Annotated in this window: 21 protein-coding genes; 8 read left to right on the plus strand and 13 right to left on the minus strand. The window is 74.6% G+C overall.

The genetic code is table 11. The features are described from left to right. Positions 1-352 precede the first annotated feature (352 nt). Both ACY1JF_RS12440 and ACY1JF_RS12445 read left to right on the plus strand, forming a co-directional pair. On the plus strand, positions 353-1,045 hold the full coding sequence (locus ACY1JF_RS12440) for a lytic polysaccharide monooxygenase auxiliary activity family 9 protein (RefSeq protein WP_462705114.1): 693 nt from the start codon (positions 353-355) through the stop codon (positions 1,043-1,045). Positions 1,046-1,121: 76 nt separating this feature from the next. After that, positions 1,122-2,792 carry a hypothetical protein gene (locus ACY1JF_RS12445; RefSeq protein WP_462705115.1) on the plus strand — a complete coding sequence of 557 codons (1,671 nt, stop codon included), beginning with the start codon at positions 1,122-1,124 and terminating at the stop codon, positions 2,790-2,792. Between the two features lie 31 nt (positions 2,793-2,823). Here ACY1JF_RS12445 and ACY1JF_RS12450 read toward each other — a convergent pair whose 3' ends face one another. Next, entirely contained in the window at positions 2,824-4,125 is a 1,302-nt protein-coding gene (locus ACY1JF_RS12450) for a phytase (protein ID WP_462705116.1), read from the minus strand. A gap of 185 nt (positions 4,126-4,310) precedes the next feature. Here ACY1JF_RS12450 and ACY1JF_RS12455 point away from each other — a divergent pair, with 185 nt between their 5' ends. Further along, entirely contained in the window at positions 4,311-4,694 is a 384-nt protein-coding gene (locus ACY1JF_RS12455) for a BlaI/MecI/CopY family transcriptional regulator (protein WP_462705117.1), read from the plus strand. 6 nt (positions 4,695-4,700) lie between these two features. Beyond that, the gene (locus ACY1JF_RS12460; RefSeq protein WP_462705118.1) at positions 4,701-5,627 is read left to right on the plus strand and encodes a M56 family metallopeptidase; all 927 of its coding nucleotides are present in this window, start codon (positions 4,701-4,703) and stop codon (positions 5,625-5,627) included. On the opposite strand, the gene ACY1JF_RS12465 is transcribed toward ACY1JF_RS12460, so the two are convergent. The 3 genes from ACY1JF_RS12465 to ACY1JF_RS12475 form a co-directional block, all read right to left on the minus strand. After that, a complete protein-coding gene (locus ACY1JF_RS12465) occupies positions 5,628-6,080 on the minus strand; it encodes a flavodoxin family protein (RefSeq protein ID WP_462705119.1) in 453 nt (150 codons plus the stop codon). 322 nt (positions 6,081-6,402) lie between these two features. Next, positions 6,403-7,971 (minus strand): MDR family MFS transporter, encoded by a 1,569-nt coding sequence (locus ACY1JF_RS12470; RefSeq protein WP_462705283.1) that lies wholly within the window; start codon positions 7,969-7,971, stop codon positions 6,403-6,405. A gap of 198 nt (positions 7,972-8,169) precedes the next feature. Then, positions 8,170-8,844: a TetR/AcrR family transcriptional regulator gene (locus ACY1JF_RS12475; protein ID WP_462705120.1), complete on the minus strand. Its 675-nt coding sequence runs from the start codon at positions 8,842-8,844 to the stop codon at positions 8,170-8,172. A 311-nt stretch (positions 8,845-9,155) separates the two neighbouring features. Between ACY1JF_RS12475 and ACY1JF_RS12480 the strand changes: the two genes are divergently transcribed. Next, positions 9,156-11,567: a glycoside hydrolase family 65 protein gene (locus tag ACY1JF_RS12480; protein ID WP_462705121.1), complete on the plus strand. Its 2,412-nt coding sequence runs from the start codon at positions 9,156-9,158 to the stop codon at positions 11,565-11,567. Here the strand turns inward: ACY1JF_RS12480 and ACY1JF_RS12485 are convergent. Together ACY1JF_RS12485 and ACY1JF_RS12490 are read right to left on the minus strand one after the other, a co-directional pair. Further along, a complete protein-coding gene (locus tag ACY1JF_RS12485; protein WP_462705122.1) occupies positions 11,549-12,001 on the minus strand; it encodes a hypothetical protein in 453 nt (150 codons plus the stop codon). The two genes, ACY1JF_RS12480 and ACY1JF_RS12485, sit on opposite strands and share 19 nt — an antisense overlap. Positions 12,002-12,203: 202 nt before the next feature. Continuing rightward, positions 12,204-13,067 (minus strand): DMT family transporter, encoded by an 864-nt coding sequence (locus tag ACY1JF_RS12490; RefSeq protein WP_462705123.1) that lies wholly within the window; start codon positions 13,065-13,067, stop codon positions 12,204-12,206. A gap of 472 nt (positions 13,068-13,539) precedes the next feature. Between ACY1JF_RS12490 and ACY1JF_RS12495 the strand changes: the two genes are divergently transcribed. From ACY1JF_RS12495 to ACY1JF_RS12505, 3 genes are all read left to right on the plus strand, one after another. Beyond that, the gene (locus ACY1JF_RS12495; RefSeq protein WP_462705124.1) at positions 13,540-14,262 is read left to right on the plus strand and encodes an FAD binding domain-containing protein; all 723 of its coding nucleotides are present in this window, start codon (positions 13,540-13,542) and stop codon (positions 14,260-14,262) included. Between the two features lie 228 nt (positions 14,263-14,490). Further along, a complete protein-coding gene (locus ACY1JF_RS12500; protein WP_462705125.1) occupies positions 14,491-14,886 on the plus strand; it encodes a hypothetical protein in 396 nt (131 codons plus the stop codon). Positions 14,887-15,000: 114 nt separating this feature from the next. Further along, the gene (locus ACY1JF_RS12505; protein WP_462705126.1) at positions 15,001-16,110 is read left to right on the plus strand and encodes a GNAT family N-acetyltransferase; all 1,110 of its coding nucleotides are present in this window, start codon (positions 15,001-15,003) and stop codon (positions 16,108-16,110) included. Here the strand turns inward: ACY1JF_RS12505 and ACY1JF_RS12510 are convergent. The 7 genes from ACY1JF_RS12510 to ACY1JF_RS12540 all read right to left on the minus strand — a co-directional run bounded on the left by ACY1JF_RS12510 (position 16,093) and on the right by ACY1JF_RS12540 (position 23,937). Continuing rightward, positions 16,093-17,046: a GlxA family transcriptional regulator gene (locus tag ACY1JF_RS12510; RefSeq protein ID WP_462705127.1), complete on the minus strand. Its 954-nt coding sequence runs from the start codon at positions 17,044-17,046 to the stop codon at positions 16,093-16,095. The two genes, ACY1JF_RS12505 and ACY1JF_RS12510, sit on opposite strands and share 18 nt — an antisense overlap. A gap of 21 nt (positions 17,047-17,067) precedes the next feature. Continuing rightward, complete coding sequence (locus ACY1JF_RS12515; RefSeq protein ID WP_462705128.1) at positions 17,068-18,072, minus strand: M23 family metallopeptidase; 1,005 nt, start codon at positions 18,070-18,072, stop codon at positions 17,068-17,070. Between the two features lie 517 nt (positions 18,073-18,589). Continuing rightward, positions 18,590-19,330 carry a class I SAM-dependent DNA methyltransferase gene (locus ACY1JF_RS12520; RefSeq protein ID WP_462705129.1) on the minus strand — a complete coding sequence of 247 codons (741 nt, stop codon included), beginning with the start codon at positions 19,328-19,330 and terminating at the stop codon, positions 18,590-18,592. 432 nt (positions 19,331-19,762) lie between these two features. Beyond that, the gene (gene melA, locus ACY1JF_RS12525) at positions 19,763-21,088 is read right to left on the minus strand and encodes an alpha-galactosidase (RefSeq protein ID WP_462705130.1); all 1,326 of its coding nucleotides are present in this window, start codon (positions 21,086-21,088) and stop codon (positions 19,763-19,765) included. Beyond that, positions 21,085-22,074 carry a carbohydrate kinase family protein gene (locus ACY1JF_RS12530; protein WP_462705131.1) on the minus strand — a complete coding sequence of 330 codons (990 nt, stop codon included), beginning with the start codon at positions 22,072-22,074 and terminating at the stop codon, positions 21,085-21,087. The genes melA and ACY1JF_RS12530 overlap by 4 nt, the downstream gene beginning before the upstream one ends. A 19-nt stretch (positions 22,075-22,093) precedes the next feature. Continuing rightward, entirely contained in the window at positions 22,094-22,987 is an 894-nt protein-coding gene (locus ACY1JF_RS12535) for a carbohydrate ABC transporter permease (RefSeq protein WP_462705132.1), read from the minus strand. Continuing rightward, entirely contained in the window at positions 22,984-23,937 is a 954-nt protein-coding gene (locus tag ACY1JF_RS12540; protein ID WP_462705133.1) for a carbohydrate ABC transporter permease, read from the minus strand. The genes ACY1JF_RS12535 and ACY1JF_RS12540 overlap by 4 nt, the downstream gene beginning before the upstream one ends. Positions 23,938-23,945: the final 8 nt, after the last annotated feature.

The raw sequence follows: 23,945 nt of genomic DNA on the forward strand, positions 1-23,945 counted from the left end.
GTTCCACCTGGGTGCGGAGCCGACAAGTGCGGCCGGGGTCCCTCGGCGCCGGAGCCGACGGGTGAGGCCGGGGTCCCTCGGCGCCGGAGCCGACGGGTGAGGCCGAGGGCTCCCGGCGCCGGTCGGACGCCGTCCGTCGGTCACCCGACCGGATGGTCACCGGCCGGCGGGCCGCGCACTGTCGAAACGCGCGTCGAACACGCCAACCTTTCGGCACAACTGGCGCAAACGAATGTTGCGGCCGTGTTTCGCAGGGCGCAACCTGTGCGTCAGGAGCGCGCTGGGAGCGCTCCCACAGCGGCGCTCCCGCGCCCCTCCTCCATCGGTTCCCCCCACCCGGAAGAAGGAGATCATGACTTGTCATGAGCCCGACATGAAGACCGTGTCGCGGACCGGGCGGCGCGGCGTCCTGACGCTCGCCCTCAGCGCGCTCGCCGCCGCCCTGCTCGCCCTGGTCCCCTGGAGCGGCACCGCCGTCGCGCACGGCTCCGTCGTCGACCCCGCTTCCCGCAACTACGGCTGCTGGCTGCGCTGGGGCAGCGACTTCCAGAACCCCGCCATGGCCCAGCAGGACCCCATGTGCTGGCAGGCGTGGCAGGCCGACCCCAACGCCATGTGGAACTGGAACGGCCTGTACCGCAACGGATCCGCCGGGAACTTCCAGGCGGTCGTCCCCGACGGGCAGCTGTGCAGCGGCGGCCGGACCGAGGGCGGCCGGTACAACGCCCTGGACGCGGTGGGCGCCTGGAAGACCACGGACATCGCGACCGACGACTTCACCGTCCACCTGTACGACCAGGCCAGCCACGGCGCGGACTACTTCCTCGTCTACGTCACCAAGCAGGGCTTCGACCCCGCCACCCAGCCCCTGACCTGGAGCAGCCTCCAACTCGTCGCCCAGACCGGAAAGTACGCCCCCGCCAACAACTACGACATCCCGGTCAGCACCTCGGGCCTGAGCGGCCGGCATGTCGTGTACACGATCTGGCAGGCGTCGCACATGGACCAGACGTACTTCCTGTGCAGTGACGTGAACTTCACCTGATCCCGGCGGGCGGGGCCGTACACGATGCGGCGCACTTGTGCCGGAAGACCACGGCCCCGCCCGTGCGGTGCGCTATATGTCCAGCATGGACGACTACTACGACCTGGGAGCCCACGGCCGGCCCGTGACGACGGCGTCACGCGAGGCCCAGACCTGGTTCGACCGGGGCCTGGTGTGGACGTACGCCTTCCACCACGAGGAGGCCGTCGCCTGCTTCGAGGCCGCCGCGGCGGCCGACCCGGACTGCGCCATGGCGCACTGGGGCATCGCCTACGCACTCGGGCCGAACTACAACAAGCCCTGGGAGGCGTTCGACGACCGGGAACTGGCGCAGACGGTCGGGCGGACCCACGCCGCCGTGGAGCGCGCCCACGCGAAGGCCGGTGCGGCGACCCCCGTCGAGCGTGCCCTGATCGGCGCCCTGCGCGTCCGCTACCCGAGGGCCGAGGCCGTCGAGGACTGCGCGGTGTGGAACCCGCCGTACGCCGACGCCATGCGCGCCGTCCACGAACTCGCCCCCGACGACCTGGACGTCGCCGCCCTGTGTGCCGACGCGCTGATGAACCTGACGCCGTGGCAGCTGTGGGACCTGCGCACCGGCCGCCCGGCCGAGGGCGCCCGCACCCTGGAGGCCAAGGCGGTGCTCGACCGGGCCCTCGCCACCGAGGCCGGCCGCGACCACCCGGGCGTGGTGCACTTCTACGTCCACCTGATGGAGATGTCCCCCACCCCGGAGGCGGCCCTGACCGTCGCCGACCGGCTGCGCCACCTGGTCCCCGACGCCGGACACCTGCTGCACATGCCCTCGCACCTGGAGGTCCTGTGCGGCGACTACCGGCGCGTGGTCTCGGACAACACCGCGGCGATCGCCGCCGACGAGAAGTACCGGGCGCGGGCCGGATCGATGAACTTCTACACCCTCTACCGGGCGCACGACCACCACTTCAAGATCTACGGCGCGATGTTCCTCGGCCGCTGCCGGGAGGCGCTGGAGACCGTGGACCGCCTGGAGGCGTCCGTCCCGGAGGAGCTGCTGCGGGTGGAGAGCCCGCCGATGGCCGACTGGCTGGAGGGCTTCCTCGCCCTGCGGGTGCACGTACTGATCCGGTTCGGCCGCTGGGCGGACATCCTCGCCCTGCCGCTGCCCGCCGACCCGCGGCTGTACTGCGTGACGACCGCGATGCTGCGCTACGCGCGCGCGGTGGCGCTCTCGGCCACCGGCCGCGTCGCCGAGGCGGAGCGCGAACGCGGACTGTTCCGTCAGGCCGCGGCGCGCGTGCCCGCCTCCCGCACCCTGTTCAACAACACCTGCGCCGACCTCCTCGCCATCGCCTCCGCGATGCTCGACGGCGAACTGGAGTACCGCAAGGGCGACCACGAGGCCGCCTTCGCGGCCCTGCGGCGCTCGGTCGAACTGGACGACGGCCTGCCGTACGACGAACCCTGGGGCTGGATGCAGCCCACCCGGCACGCGTACGGCGCCCTGCTCCTGGAACAGGGACGGGTGGCGGAGGCGGAGGCGGTGTACCGGGCCGACCTGGGGCTGGACGACACCCTGCCGCGCGCCCTCCAGCACCCCGGCAACGTCTGGGCGCTGCACGGGCTGCACGAGTGCCTGGTGCGGCTCGGCAAGGACGGCGAGGCCCGGATCGTGGCCCAGCAGCTGCGGACGGCGGCCGCGCTGACGGACGTGCCGGTCGAGGCGTCCTGCTTCTGCCGCCTCGACCGGCGCTCCTGCTGCGCCTGAGGGCACCCGCTCCGGCGCCCGACGGCGTCCGTCAGTCGTCGAGGGCGTCCTTCACGTCCCCGAGGTCGACGAACTTGAAGTTGGTGACGGCCGTCTCGCCGTCCCCGGGGGCGTCATGGCCGTCCTGCACGACGAGCAGCCCGTCCGGGTAGCGCGACCCGAGCGGCTGGTCGAGCACCGCCGCCCCGTCGCACTCCTCGGAGCCGTCCAGCGCGGCCGAGGCGGCGGTGACCCGGAAGCCGCCCTCGTACTCGTTGCCCTCACCGGTCTCGCGGTCGTAGGCGGCGAAGGAGTCGTCGCCCTGGCTGGAGGCGAGCAGGTAGCCGTCGCCGTCGTCCTCCTGGAGCAGCGTCAGCCCCTCGACGTCGGCGGAGATCCGGGTGCCGCCGTAGCCGGGGTCGGCGCCCGCGACGCACTCCTCGGTGCTCTCGTCGTAGGTGCCCGGCACCCCGTACTCCCGCACCCTGTCCAGCAGCCGGGGCGTGCCGGTGAGGTCGGCGCGCAGCCGCCAGATGCCCACGTCCTCCTGACCGGCGTACAGGACGCCGTCGGCCGGGTCGACGACCATGCCCTCGACCTGGGGGAGTTCGTCCGGTTCCGCGCACGGGGACCAGGAGGTGCCGTCGGGCAGGCGGAAGGAGGACGGGAGGTCGAGCGTGCGGACCTCGCGGTAGCCGACGGTGCCGGAGGCGGTGGGGGTCAGCTCCAGCAGGGCGAGGGTGGTGCGCTCGCGGCGGCTGACCAGGGCGTAGGAGCGGCCGGTCGAGCGGTCGGTCCAGGTGGCCAGGCCGTACGCCGTGCGCTCCTCGTTGATCTCGGCCTGGTCGGCGGAGAACACCGGCGCGGCGGCCGGGTCGGTGACGTCCGTCAGCGGGCCGGCGGGGGAGGACGGGTCGATGCGGTAGATCCGCAGGCGGTCGTTGCCGCGGTCGGTGGTGACCGCGAGGTCGGCGCGGCCGGTGCCCAGCCGCACGCCGTGCACGAGGTCCACGTTGTTGAAGCGGCCGGGCGCGTCGTCGGGCGTCGGACCGGCCGGCGCCGCGATCGACTGCACCAGCCGCGCGTCGAGGTCGTAGACGCGCAGTCCGCCCTCCTTGGCCGTGGCGACGACCAGACTGCGGTCCGGGTCGGCCTCGTCGCGCCAGATGGCGGGGTCGTCCGCGTCGGCGTTGCCGCCGGCCTCGTCGTCGCTCAGCGGGGCCGTCTCGGCGCGGGGGTGTACGGTCGGCAGGGCCGTGACCTGGTCGTGCCGCGCGACGGCCGGACCGGCCGGAAGGACGACGGCGGCCGCGGTCAGGACGGAGACGGCCAGCCGTCCGAAGGGGTGCCTCACCGGTACTCCTCGTAGGTCGGAGACATGACAACACGGTACGTTGGGTGATCTTGGTGGCACGGGGCGGCGGCCGGGCGTTCTCCCGGTGACGGGACGATGTCCGCAGGGGGAACGGAACCCGCTCCGCCCCGGCGTCTATACGATGGCGCCTCGGGAAACGGACGGCGGCGGAAGGGAGACGGACCGTGGCGGATCACCCGCGTCCCCGCAGGGGGCAGGGCGAACTGGAGGCGCTGGTGCTGTCGGCGCTGCGCGAGGCGGACGGCCCGGCGACGGCCGGCTGGGTACAGGAGCGCCTGGGCGGCGGCCTCGCCTACACGACCGTCATCACGATCCTGACCCGGCTGCTGGACAAGGGCGTGGTCACCCGGGAACGGGCCGGCCGCTCCTTCGCCTGGACCCCCGCCGCGGACCAGGCGGGCCTGGCCGCCCGCAAGATGCGCAAGGTCCTGGACGGGGAGAGCGACCGCGAGGCCGTCCTGGCCAGCTTCGTCACCGGCCTCGACCCCGACGACGAGCGGCTGCTGCGCGACCTGCTGGGGCAGTCCCCGGGCGAAGGGGAAGACTGACGCCTCATGGGGCTCTTCGTCTTCCTCCCGCTGGTCCTGCCGCTGACGGCATGGCCGGTCGCCCGCCTGGCCGAACAGCATCTGCACCCCCGGACCGCCACCCGGCTGCTCACCGCCGTGGCCGCGGTGATGGCGCTGTGCAGCACGGTGTGCCTGGCGCTGGTGATGGTGGTCGGCACCGCCCAGCTCCCCGGCAACCCGCTGCCCGACGGCTGGTCCGACCCGCAGGTGCGGGCCGCCGTCCCCTTCGACGAGGTGGCCGGCAAGGCCGCGATCCCCGCGCTGTGCGCCGTCGTCGTGACCTGCGTCCGGGCGCTGTGGCGGCACGGCCGGGTACGCCGCCGGGCCCACGCGGCACTGGCCAAACTCCCCGGCACCTCGGTGGCCGTCCTGCCGGACGACGTGCCCTACGCCTACGCGCTGCCCGGCGGCCGGCGCGACCGGGTCGTCGTCACCACGGCCCTGCTGGAGTGCCTCGAACCCGCCGAGCGGCGGGCCCTGTTCGCCCACGAACGGGCCCATCTGGCCGGCCGGCACCACCGCTTCCTGCTCGCGGTGCGGCTCGCCGCGCTGGCCAACCCGTTCCTCAGGCCGCTGCGCACGGCGGTGTCCTACACCGCCGAACGCTGGGCCGACGAGGAGGCCGCGCGGGTCACCGGCAGCCGCCGGGCGGTGGCGACGGCCATCGGCAAGGCGGCCCTCGTCTCCCGCGGCACCCCGGTCGCCACCCTGGCCGGTCTCGCCGCGCCGGGCCCGGTGCCGCGCCGGGTGGCGGCCCTGCTCGGGCCGGCCCCGGTGGCACGCCGCCGTCCGTCGGTCTTCACCTCGGTGGGCCTGGCGGCGTGGACCGCGGCGGCGGGCACCGCCGCGTCCGTGATGTCGTCCGCGAACGCCACGGTGACGATGTTCCTGATCTTCCGGGCGGCCTTCTGATCATTCCATCAGTCCGGCCGCGAGCGTCGCCCCCAGCTCCCAGCACGCCTCCAGGCCGGTCTTGCCGGGCTCGCCGGTCACGGTCACCGGCGGTGCCGCGCGCCGCCAGCCGAGCCCGGTGGTGACCATGTCCAGGGCGCGCACCGCGCCCGTGGTGTCGCCGCCGCCGTGCACGTACGCGCCGAACGGCCGGCCGCGCGTCTCGTCCAGACACGGGTAGTAGACCTGGTCGAAGAAGTGCTTGAGAGCGCCGGACATGTAGCCCAGGTTGGCCGGGGTGCCCAGCAGGTAGCCGTCGGCCGCCAGCACGTCGGACGCCGTGGCCGCCAGCGCCGCCCGCCGCACCACGCGGACGCCCTCGATCTCCGGCGCGGTCGCCCCGGCCACCACCGCTTCGAGCAGGGCCTGGCAGTTCGGCGACGGGGTGTGATGAACGATCAGCAAAGTGGCCATCCCCGCAGCCTGCCGCGCACACCCGGCACCGGCAAGGAACGGGCGCACCGCGTCGGGGCGCCGGGCGTCACGGCTGTTTGCGTCCGGGACCGGGTCCGTACGCCCGGCCGTTCGCGGCCCGCCGCCCCGTGGACCGCCGCGCGCCGCGCCCGCGGCCCGGGGGAGCGGACCGCCCCCCTCGTGCCCCGGCACCGGACCAGGCGTGTTAGGCCCCCGGCCGGCCGCTGCCCGCGGGGGCCGCCCGCCACGCCGCGCCGTTCGGCGTCCGGCGCCGGCGCAACCCCGGCACCCCGGGACACGAGCGTGCGGGGCCGCCGGCGGCTCAGTGGACCGGAGCCGCCGGGCCCTTGTCGGCCGGGGCGGCGTCGCCCGCCTCCTCGGCGAGCCGCTCCATACCGCTGGTGGTCTTCAGCGGCTTCTCCTTGATGAAGACGACGGCGACCAGCGCCAGCAGGGCGAACGGCGTGGCGACGAGGAACAGGTCGGCGGTGGCGACACCGTACGCGTGCTCCACGATCTCCCGCATCGGGGCGGGCAGTGCGGACATGTCCGGCACGCCCTCACCGCCGGAGCCGCCACCGGCCGCCCCGCCGATGCCGGCCGCCCGGAGGCCCTCGGCCATCTCGTCGGTGACCCGGTTGGCGAGGATCGCGCCGAGCACCGAGGTGCCGATGGTGCCGCCCATGCTGCGGAAGAAGGACAGCACGGAGGTGGCGGCGCCCAGCTCGGTGGCGGGGACGTCGTTCTGGGCGGCCAGCACCAGGTTCTGCATCAGCAGGCCGACGCCGATGCCGAGGACCGCCATGTAGAGGCTGAGCAGCCCGAAGTGGGTGTCCGCGCCGATCAGGGAGAGCAGCGCGAGGCCGGCGGACATGACGACGGCGCCCGCCACCAGGTACCGCTTCCACTTGCCGGTCCGGCTGATGATCTGGCCGGCGACGGTGGACGACACCAGCAGACCGAGGATCATCGGCAGGCTCATCAGGCCCGCGACGGTCGGCGACTTGCCGAGGGAGACCTGGAAGTACTGGGAGAGGAAGACGGTTCCGCCGAACATGGCGACACCGACCAGGAGGCTGGCGACCGTGGTCAGCGTGACCGTGCGGTTCCTGAAGATGCCCAGCGGGACGACCGGTTCGGCGGCGCGCGTCTCCACCAGGACCGCCAGGGCCAGCAGCACCACACCGCCGATCACCAGCGCGGCGGTCTGCCAGGAGGCCCAGTCGAACTGGTTGCCGGCCAGCGAGACCCAGATGAGCAGCGCGCAGACACCGGCCACGATGAGGAAGGCGCCGAGCCAGTCGATCCTCACCTGACGCCTGACGGTGGGCAGCTTCAGCGTGTGCTGCAGCAGGAGGATGGCGAGCAGCGCGAACGGCACGCCGATGAAGAAGCACCAGCGCCAGCCCAGCCAGTCGGTGTCCACCAGCACACCGCCGATGAGCGGACCGGCCACGGTGCCGACGGCGAAGACGGCGCCGAAGACGCCGGAGTACTTGCCCAGTTCACGGGGCGGGATGATGGAGGCCATGACGACCTGGGCGAGGGCGGTCAGACCGCCGGCGCCGATGCCCTGCACGACCCGGCTGAAGATCAGCAGCACGGCGTCGTGGGAGAAGCCCGCGAGCAGCGAGCCGATCACGAACATGCACAGCGAGAGCTGGAGCAGCAGCTTCTTGTTGAACAGGTCGGCCAGCTTGCCCCACAGCGGGACCGTCGCGGTCATCGCCAGCAGTTCGGCGGTGACCACCCAGGTGTAGGAGGACTGGCTGGCGCCCAGGTCGGCGATGATCGTCGGCAGCGCGTTGGACACCACGGTGCCCGCCAGGATCGCGACGAACATGCCGGCCATCAGACCGGACATGGCCTGGAGTATCTGTTTGTGCGTCATGGAACTGGGAGGCGCGTCGGCGGGCGCCTGCGATGCGGTCACGACATCTCTTTCGACGGTGGTGAACGGTGGTGAACGGTGTGGAATGGTGTGGAGCGGTGGTCCCGGGCGGGCCGGGGCGCAGGCCGGCGTCGGTGTCCGGGCGCGCGGCGGCCGGTGGGCGGCGCCGCGGCGGAAGGCCGGACGGGCGGGGGAGGACTACGCGGGCGGCGCCGGCAGTCCGGCGGCCAGGAGCGCGAAGACCTCCTGGAACACCTCACGGAAGGCGCGCTCCTCCTGGCGGGCGCACCAGTGGTCGACGCTGACCCGGACCGCGGTGACCGCCACCGCGGCCAGCAGCCGCGGGTACAGGTCCAGCGCCTTGCGGCGTTCCTCGTGGGAGGCGGCCGGCCCCGAAGGGGCGCCGCCGGGGCCGGAGCGGATCCGCTCGGCGAGGGCCTCGGCCAGTTCGGTCTCGTCGGCCAGATGCGCACCGAGACTGCGGACGAGGAGGTGCGGCGCCGCGCGCAGCACCTCGCCGTGCAGCCGCCACAGCTCGTGCTGCTGCTCGGCCTCGGCCAGCTCGGCGGCCAGGGCGTCGTGCAGCGCCCGCAGGGGGGAGAGCGAGGCGGGCGCGGCCAGCAGCGCCTGGCGTACGCGGGCGCCGCTCTCGGCGCCGACCAGGACGAACACGTCGTCACGGGTGTCGAAGTAGTTGAAGAACGTCCGCACGGACACCCCGGCCGCGGCGCTGATCGCCTCGACGGTGACCTTCTCCGCCCCGTGCTCCGCCGCCAGACGCACTGCGGCCTCGGTGAGAGCGGCCCGTGTGGCCCGCTTCTTCCGCTCGCGCAGTCCGCCCCCCGCGGCACTCCCCTCCGACATAACTTGCATGGTATGCAAAGATGCACGACATGCAAAATTCGCCCTGTACGGTCGGACCGGCCGCCGGGGAGTGACCCCGACGGCCCTGTCGGGTACCCGGCCGGTCGGCGCGAGGTGGCGGGCCCCGGCGGGGCCGTCTCCGACCGGCTCCGACCGCCTCCGACCGCCTCGGGCCGGCCGCCGCCCGTCCGCCGGCGGATGCGGACGCCCGGCCGCCCCGCCGCATCCGCGAGCACGGCCGGCGGCCCGCCCGAGGCCGCCGACCGGCCGTGGGAGGGCCGGGCAGCCGGCCGCTCCGTCCGTCAGAAGGGAGCACCGCCGTGACCGCGACCGCCACCTCGACCTGGGAGTACCACGGCTACGACCCCGCCGGGGAGCGGCTGCGGGAGTCGCTGTGCACGCTCGGCAACGGCTACTTCGCCACCCGCGGCGCACTGCCCGAGTGCGCCGCGGACGACGTCCACTACCCGGGCACCTACGCGGCCGGGTGCTACAACCGCCTCACCTCGTCCGTCGCCGGGCGCGAGGTCGAGAACGAGGACATGGTCAACCTGCCCGACTGGTTGCCGCTGCGCTTCCGGACGGTGGGCGGCCAGTGGCTCACGCCCGACACCGCCGAGGTGCTCACCCATCGGCAGGCGGTGCACCTGGACACCGGGCTGCTGGAGCGGCACACCCGGTTCCGGACCGGCGACTCGGGCGTGCTGGCCGTGCGCCAACTGCGCATCGTCCACATGGCCGACCCCCATCTGGCCTGCCTGCGCACCGAGTTCACGGCCGAGACCGCCGCCGTCGACCTCGACGTGGAGGCGGCACTCGACGGCGGCGTCACCAACTCCGGGGTGCCGCGCTACCGGGAACTGGCAGGCCGTCACCTCACCCACGTGCACACCGGCGACGCCGGCCCGGACACGGTGTGGCTGCGCTGCCGCACCCGTTCCTCGGACATCCGGATCGCCCTGGCCTCCCGGGTGACGGCCGACGTGCCGGCCGCACCGGAAGCGGCACCCCTGCGGACCGTCCAGCGGCTTCGGCTGCCGCTGCGCCCCGGCCGTGGCGCCGTCGTCGACAAGACGGTCGCCCTGCACACCTCGCGCGACCCGGCGATCAGCGACCCGCTCCAGGCCGCCGTCGACCGGGTGGCGTCCGCGCCCCGCTTCGACGCGCTGCTGCGCAGCCACGGCACCGCCTGGGCACAGCTGTGGCGCCGCGCCGAACTGGACGTACCGGGGGAGGCGGGCAGCATCCTGCGCCTGCACCTCTTCCACGTCCTGCAGACCCTCTCCCCGCACACCGCCGACCTCGACGCCGGCGTACCGGCCCGGGGCCTGCACGGGGAGGCGTACCGGGGCCACGTCTTCTGGGACGAGCTGTTCGTGCTGCCCTACCTCAACCTGCACTTCCCCGAGGTCTCCCGGGCCCTGCTGCACTACCGGCACCGCCGGCTGGACCGGGCCCGGGCGGCGGCCCGCGCGATCGGCAGGCGCGGCGCGCTGTACCCGTGGCAGAGCGGCAGCGACGGACGGGAGGAGACCCAGCAGCTCCACCTCAACCCCCGCTCGGGCCGCTGGCTGCCGGACCACTCCCGCCTCCAGCACCACGTCGGCTCGGCGATCGCGTACAACGTGTGGCAGTACTGCGAGGCCAGCGGCGACGCCGAGTTCCTGCACACCAAGGGAGCCGAGATGCTCCTCCAGATCGCCCGTTTCTGGGCCGGCTCGGCGGCCTGGGACGACGGCCTGGGCCGGCACCGCATCCGCGGCGTGGTCGGCCCGGACGAGTACCACGAGGCGTATCCGGACGCGGAGCGGCCCGGCCTGGACGACAACGCCTACACCAACGTCACCGCCGCCTGGGTCCTGGCCCGCACCCTGGAGCTGCTGCGCGCCCTGCCCGAGCCGCGCCGCCGCGAACTCGTCGAACGCACCGAGCTGGACGACGGCGAACTCCAGCACTGGGAGGACGTCTCCCGCACCCTCCACATCCCCTTCCACCGGGGCGTGATCAGCCAGTTCGAGGGCTACGGCGACCTCGCCGAACTCGACTGGCAAGGACTGCGCGAGCGGCACGGCGACATCCGCCGCCTGGACCGGGTCCTGGAGGCCGAGGGCGACACCGTCAACCGCTACCAGGCGTCCAAACAGGCCGATGTCCTCATGCTCGGCTACCTCTTCTCCCCGGCCGAACTCCGCTCCCTGTTCGCCCGGCTCGGCCACCGCCTGGACGACGACACCTGGCACCGCACGGTCGACTACTACCTGGCCCGCACCAGCCACGGCTCCACCCTCAGCGGCCTGGTCCACGGCTGGGTCCTGGCCCGCGCCCGGCGCGCCGGGGCCTGGGCCCACGTCCAGGACGCCCTCGAGGGCGACGTCGCCGACCTCCAGGGCGGCACCACCGGCGAGGGCGTCCACCTCGGCGCCATGGCCGGCACCCTCGACCTCGTCCAGCGCGGACTGACCGGGCTGGAGACCCGCGCCGGCGCGCTGTGGCTGGACCCGGTGCCGCTGCCGGAACTGTCGTCGTACGGGTTCTCGCTGCGCTACCAGGGCCACTGGGGCGTACGGCTGCGGCTGGAGCACGAGCTGCTGGAGATCGCCGTACCGGCCTCCGGCCGGCTGCCGATCGACGTCCGGCTGCCCGGCCGGGCGGTCCAGGTCCAGCCCGGCGACACCTGCCGCCTGGTCCTGGCGGACCACCCCCGGGGCGGGGCTCAGCCGGGCAGCGGATAGCTGACCACGCGCGGGGCGCCGTCCGGCCGGCCGTCGGTGTACGTCACGCTGATCCGGGTGTAGCGGAGCTCACCCGGATCCTCCCCGTCCGCCACGGGCGCCTCCAGCCGCACGGTCACCGGATACGGGCGGAAGGTGCCCGCCGCGCAGTACGGCTCGCAGTCGTTGACCAGGTTGACGCCCCGGCCCACCGCCGCGCCGGTGTCCCAGCGCGCCCAGCGCAGGGAGTCCAGCCTGCTGTTGCCGTCGCCGCAGGCGAGCAGGTGGGTCGTGGGGCGCACCTCGCCGCGGCCCTGGCAGTCGGCCAGGACGGGGCCGCCCGTCCGGTACGGGTCCGGCCGCGGGGGCGAGGTGGCCGAAGCCGCTCCCAGGGGCGCCGCGAGCACCGCGGCGGCACCGAACGCGACGGCTGCCCTCATCACGTGTCCGCGCATGTCCGCTCCTGCCGTTCGACCGCCGTTCGACCGAGGACCGCCGTGCTGCGGGGCACGGTCCGTCGTCCGATACGACGCTACGGCGGGGCCCGCCGACGCACCACTCGGACGGAGTACGGCGCGGCGCGCACCGGTGCCGGCGGACCGTGGCCGGTCCGCCGGCCGGGCACGCGAGGGTCCGACCCGCCCGGCGGCGGGGAGGTCAGCGTCCGGTGCGCAGGTCGATCCCGTGCCGGGCCAGGGACAGCACGCCCAGCACGACCAGGGCGACGCCGAGCGCCTGCGGCAGCAGCCACCAGCCGGTCCGCAGGTGTTCGAGGTAGAGGAACACGCCGAGCAGCAGGCTGACCGTCGCGTCCCCGAGGGTGAGGGCGGGCTGCGAGGCGACCAGCGGACCGCCCTGCATGGAGTGCTCCAGCAGGAGGACGGCGCCCACCCCGGCCGCGGCGAACGCGTACGTCTGCCACGCGGTCAGGAAGCCGGTCACGCCGGCCGTGTCCAGCACCCGCATGGAGTCCTTCATCAGCGCCGCCGTCAGCGCGTAGCACACCGCGGTGGCCGCGCCCAGGCAGCCGGCCCGGGCCTTGCCGACCGGCCGCCGCAGCCCCGCGCCGGCCAGCAGCACGGCCGCCGCCGCGCAGGCCGCCAGCCCGAACGCCCAGCGCGGGGCGGACACCCCGCCCTGGCCGCCGTACGGCGACGCCGCCCCCAGGGCGACGCCGAGTCCGGTCACCACGGCGGCCACCCCGGCCCACATCACCGGCGGCATCCGGCGCCCGGTCGACAGCGAGGCCAGCAGCAGCGCCAGCGGCAGCTCCAGTACGAACAGGGGCTGGACGAGCGAGAGCGGACCGGTCGCCAGCGCCGCCGCCTGGCCCGCCCCGGCGACCACCACGGCGAGCATCCCGGCGAGCCAGACGGGCCGCCGCAGCAGGTCGAGGACGAGCGAGAGGCGGAACCCCTGGGACTGCGGCACGGTCAGCGCGGCCCGCCGTTGCAGCACGGTGGCCGTGGCGTTGCTGAGCGCGGCGAGGAGCGCGAAGAGGACCGGCAGGAGGAGACCCATCCACCGATCCTCGCCGCGCTCGGCGCCGGGCGCGCGCCGGGGCCGCCCGCGAGGTCAGAAGGGGTAGTCGGCGAGGCCCGGGCGGACCGTGACCCACTGGGTCGCGGTGAACGCCTCCACGTCGGCCGCCGCCCCGCCGAACCGGGCTCCGCCGCCGGCCACCAGGGTCCCGCCGGCTCGGTAGGGGCGATCAGGACGCTGCGGGCGTCGACACCGGGCCTCGGGCCGGCCTCGGCCGTCCAGTCGGCGAAGGACGCGGCGGCGCACCGGTCGTAGCGCCGCCGGGCGTCGCGGCCGTACCGTTTCCCCGCCGGTCAGGTCGTGCGCCCGGCGCAGAAGCGGCGCACGAACCTCCGGCATGAGCCCTGTACGCGCCCCCACGGGGATGGGCACAATGCGCCATGCCATCGATCATGTGGCTGAAGGTGCCGAACCCCGGCCACCGAGTTCCGAGGAAGGCAGGTCGGCCGCCGTGCTGTTGCGTCTGCCCACGTCCGTGTCCGAAGCCCAGGAATGCCTCGCCCAGGGAGCGGTTCCCATAGGAGGGGCGACGCTCGTCTGGGCGGGCTGGCAACGGGACGGCTTCCCCGAACTGGCCATGTCGCTGCGGAACCTGCCGGAGGCGAACGAGACGGGCCGCGAGACGCTGGGCGCGGCCGTGCCGCTGCACCGGGTCGACGAACGGGTGCCCGAGGTCCTGCGGCGCGCGGCCGGCACGGTGGGCACCGGAGCCGTGCGGCGCGCGGCCACGGTCGGCGGCAACATAGTGGGCAGCAGCCTGCGCTGTCTGTTGCCCGCCGCGCTGGTGCTGGATGCCCGGGCCACGGTGCTGTCCCAGGACCGCGTCCACGAGACCGATCTCACCGAACTCGTCGCCAAGCGCCCGCTGCTGCTCTCCCTGCACTGGCGGTCGCCCCTGGTCAGCGGGTACCGCAAGATGCCCGCCGAGGCCGGCGGCCCGCCGCCCCTGGTCGTCGCCACCGCCGTGCACGCCGGCGAGGACGGGCGCCGGCGGCTGCGGGTCGCCGTCCGCGACGGCTACGAGGTCTTCAGCGAGAGCGTCGACTGCGGCCCCGACGCCGTGGGGACCGCCGACGCGCTGGACGCCTCCGCCCTCGGCTCCCTCCCCGCCGGGGCCCGGACCGTGCTCCGCGAGCAGGTCACCGAGATCCTGGACCGCGCCGCCGGGCACTGAGCCCTCCCGCCTCCCCGGAAGGCGGCACGGCGCACGGGAAACGACCCCCAGCGGTCCCGGACGGGCGTGGTGGCGTCAACGTCCGTCACGAGTCCGCCGATTCGGCGCGCGGGACTTGACGGGCCGGGACGCGCTCGGCCTACTGGAAGGCGCGGTCGGGCGCGTCCGGGGGAGCCGTCCGTTCCCAGCCGTGGCCGACCCCCGCCGAGACGCAGGGGCAGGAGTCCGATGGTGCGGCGTCGATGGGCAGTGGCCTTGGTGCTGCTGCTCGCCTCGGTGCTGCTGAACCTCTGCGCGCCCGAGCCGTCACCGGCCGGGGCCGCCCCCGCCGTGGCCGCGGCGGGCATGACCGCCCCGCCGGGTGACGGGGCGCCGGACGCCCAGGACGAGAGCCTCACCCAACCGGGCCCGTGCGAGGACGGCACGGCCGTCCGCCGTGCCGCGCTGCGCCCCGCGAGGACGGCGGGCGCGGCCGGTGCCGGAGGCGCGGCCGACGGCGCCGCCGTGCGGGCGTCCGCGGCGGACCGCGACGTCACGGAACCCAGGGGCGCGGTCACCGCCGTACGGCCGGCCCCCCTCGGCCCGTCCCCGGGCGCCGATCTCCTGCGGACGTATCGCTGCTGAGCGGCGCGAGCGGTGACGGGGCCTGCGCCGTGCGGCCCGCCGACTCCTGAGCCGGGACGCGGTGACGAACAGGCCCGCGTGTGTCCTCGAACCGACCACACGGGAGGCATCACCATGCCGGGAAAGCGCATTCGGGTTCTGCGGCCCGACGAACTGGGACCGGACGACATCAAACTGTGGCGGGAGATCCGCGCCCTGACCGGGGCACCGGCCAACCCCTTCCTCGACCCGGTGTTCACCGCGGCCGTCGGCCGGGTCCGGCCCGGCGCCCGCGTCGCGGTGCTCCAGGAGGACGGCACGCCGGTCGGCTACTTCCCCTACGAGAAGGGCCTCCTGGGCCGGGGACGGGCCATCGGGCTCGGCGTCTCGGACTGCCAGGGGGCCGTGCTGCGCCCCGGCGTCAGGATCGAACCGCGCCGGCTGCTGCGGGCCTGCTCCCTGGCGTCCTGGGAGTTCGACAACCTGGAGGACGGCCAGGACGCCTTCACCGCGCACGCCGTCGAGGAACTCGCCTCCCCGGTCGTCGACATCGACGCCGGCTACGACCGCTACCTGGAGCGACTGCGCCGGGACGCCCCCGGCTTCCTCAGACAGACCCTCGCCAAGGAACGCAAGCTCACCCGGCAGGTCGGCGAGGTCCGGTTCGTCCTCGACTGCCGGGACCCGGCGGTGCTGCGGGAACTCATGCGGTGGAAGTCGGCCCAGTACCGCCGCACGGGCCGGCGGGACCGCTTCGCGCAGGAGTGGATCAACACACTGGTGGGCCTGCTCGCGCAGAGCGGCGAACCGGAGTGCCGCGGACTGCTCTCCGTCCTCTACGCCGCCGGCCGCCCCGTCGCCGCCCACTTCGGGCTGCGCTCGGCCACGGTGCTCTCCTGGTGGTTCCCGGCCTACGACCGCGCCTACGCCAAGTACTCGCCCGGTCTCCTGCTGCACCTGCGGATGCTGGAGGCCGCCGCGGCCGACGGGGTGCGGATGGTCGACCTCGGGGCCGGACCGGCCCGCTACAAGGAGTCGCTCAAGACCCGCGACCTGCGGGTGTACGAGGGCGCGGTGGTACGCCCGGTGCCGGGCGGCGCCGCCCACCTGCTGGCGCGGGAGCCGGCCCGGGCCGCCCGGCGGTTCGTGCGCGGCCGGCCCCGGCTGGCGGCCGCCGCCGCGCGGACCCTGGCGGAGGCGGGCGGTCTGCGCGACCGGGTGCGGGGATCAGCCGGCGGGGGATGAGGCGAAGGCACGGCGGTAGGCGTGCGGGCTGACGCCCGTGGTGCGCTTGAACCGCTCCCGGAAGGCGGTGGGGGAGCCGAAGCCGACCTGCGCGGCGATGCGTTCGACGGGGTGGCGCGTGGTCTCCAGCAGGTGCTGGGCCTGCCGGACGCGGGCCCGGTGCAGCCACTGGAGCGGCGTGGTGCCGGTCTGTTCGCGGAAACGCCGGATCAGGGTGCGGGTGCTGGTCCCGGCCTGGGCGGCGATGTCGTCCAGGGTGAGGGCGCGGCCCAGGTTCTCCTGGAGCCAGGTGAGCAGCGGTTCCAGCACGGAGCCCTGGGGCCGGGGCGCGTACTCGTGGACGACGAACTGCGCCTGCCCGCCCTCCCGTTCCAGCGGCATGACGGACAGCCGGGCGGCGTCGGCGGCGACGGCCGAGCCGTAGTCGCGCCGGATCAGGTGCAGGCACAGGTCGAGGCCCGCGGCGGCACCGGCCGAGGTGAGGATCTGCCCGTTGTCCACGTACAGCACGTCCGGGTCCACCTCGACCTCGGGATACCGGGCGGCCAGGGCGCCGGCCGCGGCCCAGTGCGTGGTGGCCCGCATGCCGTCGAGGAGACCGGTGGCGGCCAGCGGGAAGGTGCCCGAGCAGATCGAGGCGATCCGCGTGCCGCCCTCGGCCGCCGCCCGCAGCGCGTCCCGGACGGCCGCGGGCAGCGGGGCCGAGACGTCGGCCGTGCCGGGCACGATGATCGTGTCGGCCCCCTGGAGCCCCTCCAGCCCCCAGGGGGCGCGCAGGGTGAACACCCCCGCGTCCACCTCCGGCTGCTGGGCGCACACCCGGATCCGGTAACCGGGACGCCCGTCCGGCAGCCGGGTACGGGTGAAGACCTCGACCGGCGTGGACAGGTCGAACGGGATCACCCGGTCCAGGGCGAGCACGGCGATGGTGTGCATGGCGGGATCACCGGAGGGTCGTCAGCCCGAGGGGGCGAGCCAGGGCTGGGGATTGGAGTAGTAGCCGTCGTAGATGACCTCGAAGTGCAGGTGCGGGCCGGTGGACAGGCCCGTGGAACCGGCCCGCCCGATCTGCGTCCCCGTCTCCACCGTCTGGCCCACGGCCACGTCGATCGCCGACAGGTGACTGTACGTCGTCTGCAGCCGCTTGCCCTCGATGGTGCCGTGGTCGATCACGACGCGGTTGCCGTACGCGCTGGTCGACGCGGCGAACACGACCTGGCCGCCGCGCGCGGCGAACACCTGGGCGCCCTGCGGGGCGGCGAAGTCGATCCCGGTGTGCAGCTTGGTCACCCCGGTCAGCGGGTGCTGGCGGGAACCGTAGGGCGAGGTGACGGTGAGGGTGCTCACGGGCGCGGCCAGGATCGCGCCCGCCGCGGCGGGGGCACCGCCCGAGCTCTCCTGGTCCAGTGCCTCGTACCGGGGCAGCAGCGCCTTGATCTCGGTCAGGTAGGTCCGCGCGTCGTCGGGCACCTTGCCGGCCCCCGCCACCTGGTCCACACCGGCGGCGTAGGCGGCGAGCGTGAGGTCGACGAGGTCGCCGTTGACGAGGCCCTCGGTGCGCAGGTCGGTCACCTCGGCGGCCAGGGAGCAGTCCTGCCGGCCGAGGGCCATGATGGCGTCCGCCGGGTCGCGGGGCGAGGAGCGCTCGTTGCCGTCGGCGTCCTCGCCCCAGCGCTTCCACTGGTCGTCGGTGAAGGCGGCGATGCCCTTCTGGCCGGAGAGCTCACCGGTGTCGTCGCTCCAGCCGGAGAGCTGGTCGATCTGCGCGGCGAGCACGGAGGGGGTGACGACCTCGCAGCCGTCGGCGGCCTTGCGCAGCCACGGGATGTAGGAGGCGTCGACATCGGCCGACGCGGTCTGCTCCGGGCCGGCCTCCTGCTCCGAGTCGACGGGGAAGCCACCGTTCAGCGCGAAGAAGCCCGCCACCGCGGACAGGGTCAGCAGGCCCGGCAGGACCAGCACGACGACCGGGCCGGGCCCCCGGCGCCTGCGCCGTTCCTTCTGTTCCTTCTGCTCCTCCTGTCCGGACGGCCGCCCGGACGGCTGCCCGCCGGGTCCGGGTTCCGTCGCGGCGAGGGGCGCCGGCGGGGCGAGGGGGGCCGGCGCACCGGAAGGGGCCCGCGGGTCGAGAGGGGCCGACGGGCCGGGAGGCCGCGGGTGTGCCGGAGGGGGAGGAGCGAGGTGCCCCTCCTCGGCGGGGGTCCGGGGGCCGGGCACGGCCGGTGCCCCCGTCGTACGCTCGTCGTTCACCGGCCGCCCGCCACGGGGGTGCCGGCGCCCTCGCGCGGTGGCCGGACCGTCGCCGCGAGGGGTGTGGAACGGCACGCCGGGTACGACGGCCGGGAAGACGCGATGCTCACGCACGGACGGTACCGCCCCGCCCCGGCGGCGTCAGGAGACACCGAGGCAGGACCGGCTGCCCGGAAGGGCAGCGCGGCCGGCCCCGCGCCGGGGCACCGGGGCAGGCCGGCGCCCGCCCTCACTCCGCCGGCTTCTCCCACACCGACACGTGCCCGGTGCTCTCACTGGTGAACGGCGCCCGCGACCACCCGTCCCAGCGGTCGCGCAGCCGCAGTCCGGCGAGCCGTGCCATCAGGTCGAGTTCGGCCGGCCACACGTACCGGAACGGAATGGACCAGTGCTCGGCGCGGCCGTCGACGACGGTGACGTAGTGGGAGCTCATGGCCTGGGTCGCCACGTCGTAGGTGTCGAACGCCCAGCGGGTGTCGGAGATGTGGAACGGTACGGCGTTCTGCCCGGGCGGCAGGAGGCGCAGGGCGGGCACCCCCACCTCGACCACGAAGTGGCCGCCGGGCCGCAGGTGCCGCGCGGCGTTGCGGAAGCAGTCCACCTGGGCGTCCTGCGTGGTCAGGTTGTTGATGGTGTTGAACGCCAGGTAGACGAGGGAGAAGGTGCCCGCCACCCGGGTCGTCGCGAAGTCGCCGACCGTCACGTCGACGGTGTTCCCGCCGGGCTTGGCGCGCAGCCGGTCCAGCATCGCCCGGGACATGTCGATGCCGTGCACCGCGACGCCGCGCGCGGCCAGCGGCAGCGCCAGCCGCCCGGTGCCCACGCCGAACTCCAACGCCCGCCCGTCGCCCGCGAGTCCGGCCAGTACGTCGATCACCGGGTCCACGGCTTCGGGCCGGAACAGGTCCGCCGTCGACTCGTCGTAGGTGGCCGCGATGTGTTCCGAGAAGTATCCGTCGTCATCGACCATCCGGGGACGGTACCGCCGCTCGTACGGTGGGCGCCTCCGGTTTTCCGGCGCGGTCGTCGTGGGTACGGTCGCGCAGCCGCCTGCCGCGCCGCGTCGGCCCCGGGAGCCTGACCCGCGCGCGGTCCTCGCCGCCACCGGCCCCGGCGCCCGGGAACGGCACCCGGCCCCGGGGACGGGACCGTCGCGGCCGGGCACAGCCGGCTCGGCCCCGCCGGCCCGGTGGACCCGGCCACCCGCCCCCGCCGCAGGCCCTTTGGGGCGCCGCGCGCCGAACGGTCCGCCGGCGCGCTCACCGCCCGGATCACCGACCAGGCCGTCCGGCCCTGCCGGCGTCCGGTGCCGCCGGCCGGTTCGCCGGCGGCACCGAGGTCCTCACCCGGCCCGCGGCGGCCCGTGCGGTGACCTTGCCGTGCACGGGCTGAGCGGCCTCCCTCAGACGCCCAGCACCGCCCGCAGCGACGGCTGGAGCCGGTCCTCGTGCGCGCGGACCATGTCGTCGCACAGCCGCCAGATCTCCTCGACGGGCAGCGCCGCCGCCGTCGCCGGGTCGGTCATCGCCGCGTGCCGGATGTGCTTCGGGTCGTCCTCCGTCGCCGCTCGCACCACCAGGTCGGTGGTGCTGAGGTAGGTCCGGTTCAGGGCCGCCAGCTGGGGCGGCAGCGAACCGATCCGGGTGGGCTGCACACCCGCGGAGTCGACCAGGCAGGGGACCTCGACCGCGCCGCGGGCGGGGAGGTTGTCGATCAGGCCGTGGTTGGGCACGTTGCCGTACACCGTGCGCGGGGTCCCGGTCACGATGCTGTGGACGATCTGCGGCGCGTACTCCATGGTGCCCTCGACGGTGAGCGGTGCCCCGCAGGCCAGCGCGTCCCGGGTCCGCTCGTACTCGGCCACGTTGTCGTCCACGATGCCGAGGTAGGCCCCGATGGGCAGCCGCAGCCGGTCGACCTCACTGGCGTGGTGCAGGAACCACGGCACGTACTCGGAGGAGTGCTCGCTGGTCTCGGTCGGGTAGTGGCCCAGGCGCCGGTACATGTCGACCCGGACCCGGCGGCGCAACTGCTCGTCCCCGGCGACGAGCGCGTCCAGACGGGGGTACAGGTCGCGGCCCTCGTGCTCCCAGCGCAGCACCCACGCCTGGTGGTTGACGCCCGCCGCGTGGTAGGTGACCTCCTCGTAGGGGACGCCGACGAGGTCGCACAGGCCCCGCATCGTCCAGTACACCGAGTGGCACAGGCCGACCACCCGGGTCAGGCCGGTCGCCTCGGCCAGGTACTGGACGTTCATCGCCATCGGGTTGGTGTAGTTGAGCAGCCAGGCGTCGGGGCACACCTCGGCGATGTCCCGGCCGAGCGCCTTCAGCAGCGGGAAGGTGCGCAGCGCGCGGAAGACGCCGCCGATGCCGAGGGTGTCGCCGATGGTCTGGCGCAGCCCGTAGCGGGCCGGCACCTCGAAGTCGGTGCGGGTGGCCTCGCCCATGCCGACCTGCACGATGTTGATGACGAAGTCGGCGTCCACCAGTGCCTCGCGGCGGTCGGCGTGCGCGGTGACCACCGGCCGGGCGCCGCGCTCGGCGGCGATGTACCGGGCCGCCGCCTCGGCCGTGGCCAGGCGCTCGGCGTCGATGTCGTGCAGCGAGATGTGCGCGGTCTTCAGCTCGTCGAACGCGAACAGGTCGGCGAGGAGTCCCTGGGTGAAGACGACACTGCCGGCCCCGATGAAGGTGATCTTGGGGGCGGCCGGGCGGGCGGTGCTCATGCGGAGTTCTTCCGTTCGCGGGCGGGGGTGCGGATGGGGGTGAGGTCGCGGGTGACGTGGGCGAGGGCCTCGTCCCAGGTGGGCTGTGCGGTGGTGCCGCCGGGCGCGCGGGTGGACAGTGCCCCGCAGACGGCGGCCAGCCGGAGCGCCTCGGGCAGCGGCAGCCCGGCGAGCAGCCCGGCCACGAAGCCGGCGTCGAAGCTGTCGCCGGCGCCCACCGTGTCCACCGGCCGGACCGGCAGGGCGGGGGTGCGGGTGACGGTGTGCCCGTCGTGGCAGAGCGCTCCCTCGGCGCCGTCCTTGACGACGGTCACGGGGCCGCGCCCGGCGAGCGCGGCGGCGGCTGCCACCAGGTCCTCGGCGCTGCCCAGCTTCCGGGCCTCGGCGGCGTTGGGCAGCAGGTGGTCGGTGTGCGGGAGGACGGCGGCGAGGCCCGGCGGGTCCCAGTGGCCGGCCGGGTCGTCGTTGGTGTCGAGGGAGGTCGTCGCGCCGTGGGCGCGCGCCGTGCGCATCAGGCCGGGCAGTCCGGCGGCGAGGCGCGGCAGCAGGAAGTAGGAGGCGAAGTGGACGTGCCGGGCGGCGGACAGCAGCCCGGCCGGGACGTCGGCCGGGGTGGTGGCGCGCAGGGTGCCCGGCGCGGTGACGATGGCCCGGTCGCTCTGGGCCCCGTCCCGGGTCAGGACGACGGTGAGCGGTGTCGGCAGCTCCGGGTCGGTGCGCAGCCCCTGGGTGTCCACCCCTCGCGCGGTGAGGGTGTCGCGTACGTAGCGCCCGGCGTCGTCGTCACCGACCCGGCCGGCGAACGCGACCCGCAGACCGAGGCGGGCCGCCCCGCAGGCCATGATCGCGGCCGAGCCGCCGAGGGTGAGGGCGCCGCCGGGCACGAGCTGTTCGTGCTGGCCGAAGGCGAGCGGGGCGTCGAGGGGACCGAGGACGACGTCGGGGTTGGCGTCCCCGACGACGAGCAGGTCGAAGGTGTGCGGCATGGGCCTTTCCTGGGAGTCGCTAGCCTTTGAGGCCGCTGGAGGTGATGGACTGGACGAAGGTCTTCTGCGCGCCGAGGAAGGCGAGCAGCACGGGCAGCACGGTGAGCACGTTGCCGGCCATCACCGCGGACCACCTGGTGTGGTGCTGCCCCTGGAAGGTGGTCAGCCCCAGTTGCAGCGTGTACTGCGTGTCGTGGTTGATGGCGATCAGCGGCCAGGTCAGGTCGTTCCAGGTGGTCAGGAAGGTCAGGACGGCGACCGTGCTCAGCGCCGGGCGGGACAGCGGCAGCACGATGCGGAACAGCACCCGCAGCCGCGAACACCCGTCGATCCAGGCGGCCTCCTCCAGTTCCCGGGGCAGCGAGAGGAAGAACTGCCGCAGCAGGAACACCGCGAACGGGGTGACCAGCGACGGCACGATGAGCGCGCCGAGGGTGTCGATCAGGCCCAGCTCCCTCATCACCAGGAACGTCGGGATCATGGTCAGCTGGAACGGCACGGCCATCGTGGCCAGCATCAGCCCCAGCAGCACCCGCGACCCCGCGAACCGCATCCGGGCGAAGGCGTATCCGGCGAGCGCGCCGAACAGCAGGTTGGCGGCGACGGTGACGGCGGAGACGATCAGCGAGTTGGCGAACCAGCGCGGGAACATCGCGTTGCCCAGTACGTAGCGGTAGCCGCCGAGGTCGACGCCGGAGGGCCACAGCGCGGGCGGGAAGCGGTCGATCTCCGCGTCGCTCATCACGGAGCTGAGCAGCAGCCACACCAGCGGCACCGCGAAGGTCAGCGCGAGCGGCGCCAGCAGCAGGTGCCAGGGGCTGAACGGCAGCCGCCGGCGGCGGTGTGCGGAGCCGGCGGACCGGGCCGGGCGGGCGGGGACGGTGCCGGGCCGGGCCGAGGTGGCCGCCGTCATGGGCGGGCCCCTTCCGGACGCTGGCGCTCATGGCGCCGGGTGAGGCGGACGGCCCCGGCGGCCAGGCCCAGGGCGACGGCGAGGACGTAGGCGGCCGACGCGCCGTAGCCGGCGGTGGCGTTCTTGAACGCCTGCTCCCAGACGAAGTAGACGATCACGGTGGTGGAACCCAGCGGTCCGCCCTTGGTGGTGACGTACACCAGGTCGAACACCTGGAGGGACTGGACGGTCTGCCACAGCACCAGGAAGACGGTGACCGGGGTGAGCGTGGGCAGGGTGACGTGGCGCAGCAGGTGCAGCCGGCCGGCGCCGTCCAGGCGGGCGGCCTCGACCAGGGACCGCGGGACGTCCTGGAGGGCGGCGAGGTAGACCACGACGCAGAAACCGGTGCCGCTCCACAGGGTGATCGCCACCAGCACCCCCAGGGCCTGCCCGGGGTCGGTGAGGAACCCCTGCGGGGAGACGCCGAGTCGGTGCAGGACGGAATTGGCGGCGCCGAACTCCGGGTCCAGGATGAAGGAGAACAGCACGCCCTGCGCGGTCGCCGACAGCACGAACGGTACGAAGACCAGGGTGCGGTAGAGGCCGACGAGCCGGATGCGGCGGTTCAGCACCAGCGCGAGCAACAGGCCGCCGAGCAGGCTCAGCGGCACGTACAGCACCGTGTAGAGCAGGGTGTTGCGCACCGCCTGGCCGAAGTGCGGGTCCTGGGCGAGGGCGCGGTAGTTGTCCGCGCCGACCCAGCGGCTGGGCGTGACCAGGTCACTGGCCTGGAAGGACAGCAGCAGCGACCAGACGACCGGGACGACGCTGAGGCCCAGGACGATCAGGACCGCGGGCGAGACGTAGGCCCAGGCGGTGGCCGTCTCGGCGCGGCGTTCGCGGACCGGGGCCCGGCGCCGGTCGTCCGGTGGGTCTGCGAGGGTGATGGCTCGGGGCAGTCGCTCCATGGCGTGGT

It is taken from the genome of Streptomyces sp. SYSU D01066-1, from assembly GCF_054956795.1.

What these genes read in the sequence shown, in the direction of transcription:
- ACY1JF_RS12440 (WP_462705114.1), top strand. Translation starts at nt 353, where the DNA reads ATGACTTGTCATGAGCCCGACATGAAGACCGTGTCGCGGACCGGGCGG.
- ACY1JF_RS12445 (WP_462705115.1), top strand. Translation starts at nt 1,122, where the DNA reads ATGTCCAGCATGGACGACTACTACGACCTGGGAGCCCACGGCCGGCCC.
- ACY1JF_RS12460 (WP_462705118.1), top strand. Translation starts at nt 4,701, where the DNA reads ATGGGGCTCTTCGTCTTCCTCCCGCTGGTCCTGCCGCTGACGGCATGG.
- ACY1JF_RS12465 (WP_462705119.1), bottom strand. Translation starts at nt 6,080, where the DNA reads ATGGCCACTTTGCTGATCGTTCATCACACCCCGTCGCCGAACTGCCAG.
- ACY1JF_RS12470 (WP_462705283.1), bottom strand. Translation starts at nt 7,971, where the DNA reads ATGACGCACAAACAGATACTCCAGGCCATGTCCGGTCTGATGGCCGGC.
- ACY1JF_RS12475 (WP_462705120.1), bottom strand. Translation starts at nt 8,844, where the DNA reads ATGCAAGTTATGTCGGAGGGGAGTGCCGCGGGGGGCGGACTGCGCGAG.
- ACY1JF_RS12485 (WP_462705122.1), bottom strand. Translation starts at nt 12,001, where the DNA reads ATGCGCGGACACGTGATGAGGGCAGCCGTCGCGTTCGGTGCCGCCGCG.
- ACY1JF_RS12490 (WP_462705123.1), bottom strand. Translation starts at nt 13,067, where the DNA reads ATGGGTCTCCTCCTGCCGGTCCTCTTCGCGCTCCTCGCCGCGCTCAGC.
- ACY1JF_RS12500 (WP_462705125.1), top strand. Translation starts at nt 14,491, where the DNA reads ATGGTGCGGCGTCGATGGGCAGTGGCCTTGGTGCTGCTGCTCGCCTCG.
- ACY1JF_RS12505 (WP_462705126.1), top strand. Translation starts at nt 15,001, where the DNA reads ATGCCGGGAAAGCGCATTCGGGTTCTGCGGCCCGACGAACTGGGACCG.
- ACY1JF_RS12510 (WP_462705127.1), bottom strand. Translation starts at nt 17,046, where the DNA reads ATGCACACCATCGCCGTGCTCGCCCTGGACCGGGTGATCCCGTTCGAC.
- ACY1JF_RS12520 (WP_462705129.1), bottom strand. Translation starts at nt 19,330, where the DNA reads ATGGTCGATGACGACGGATACTTCTCGGAACACATCGCGGCCACCTAC.
- melA (WP_462705130.1), bottom strand. Translation starts at nt 21,088, where the DNA reads ATGAGCACCGCCCGCCCGGCCGCCCCCAAGATCACCTTCATCGGGGCC.
- ACY1JF_RS12530 (WP_462705131.1), bottom strand. Translation starts at nt 22,074, where the DNA reads ATGCCGCACACCTTCGACCTGCTCGTCGTCGGGGACGCCAACCCCGAC.
- ACY1JF_RS12535 (WP_462705132.1), bottom strand. Translation starts at nt 22,987, where the DNA reads ATGACGGCGGCCACCTCGGCCCGGCCCGGCACCGTCCCCGCCCGCCCG.
- ACY1JF_RS12540 (WP_462705133.1), bottom strand. Translation starts at nt 23,937, where the DNA reads ATGGAGCGACTGCCCCGAGCCATCACCCTCGCAGACCCACCGGACGAC.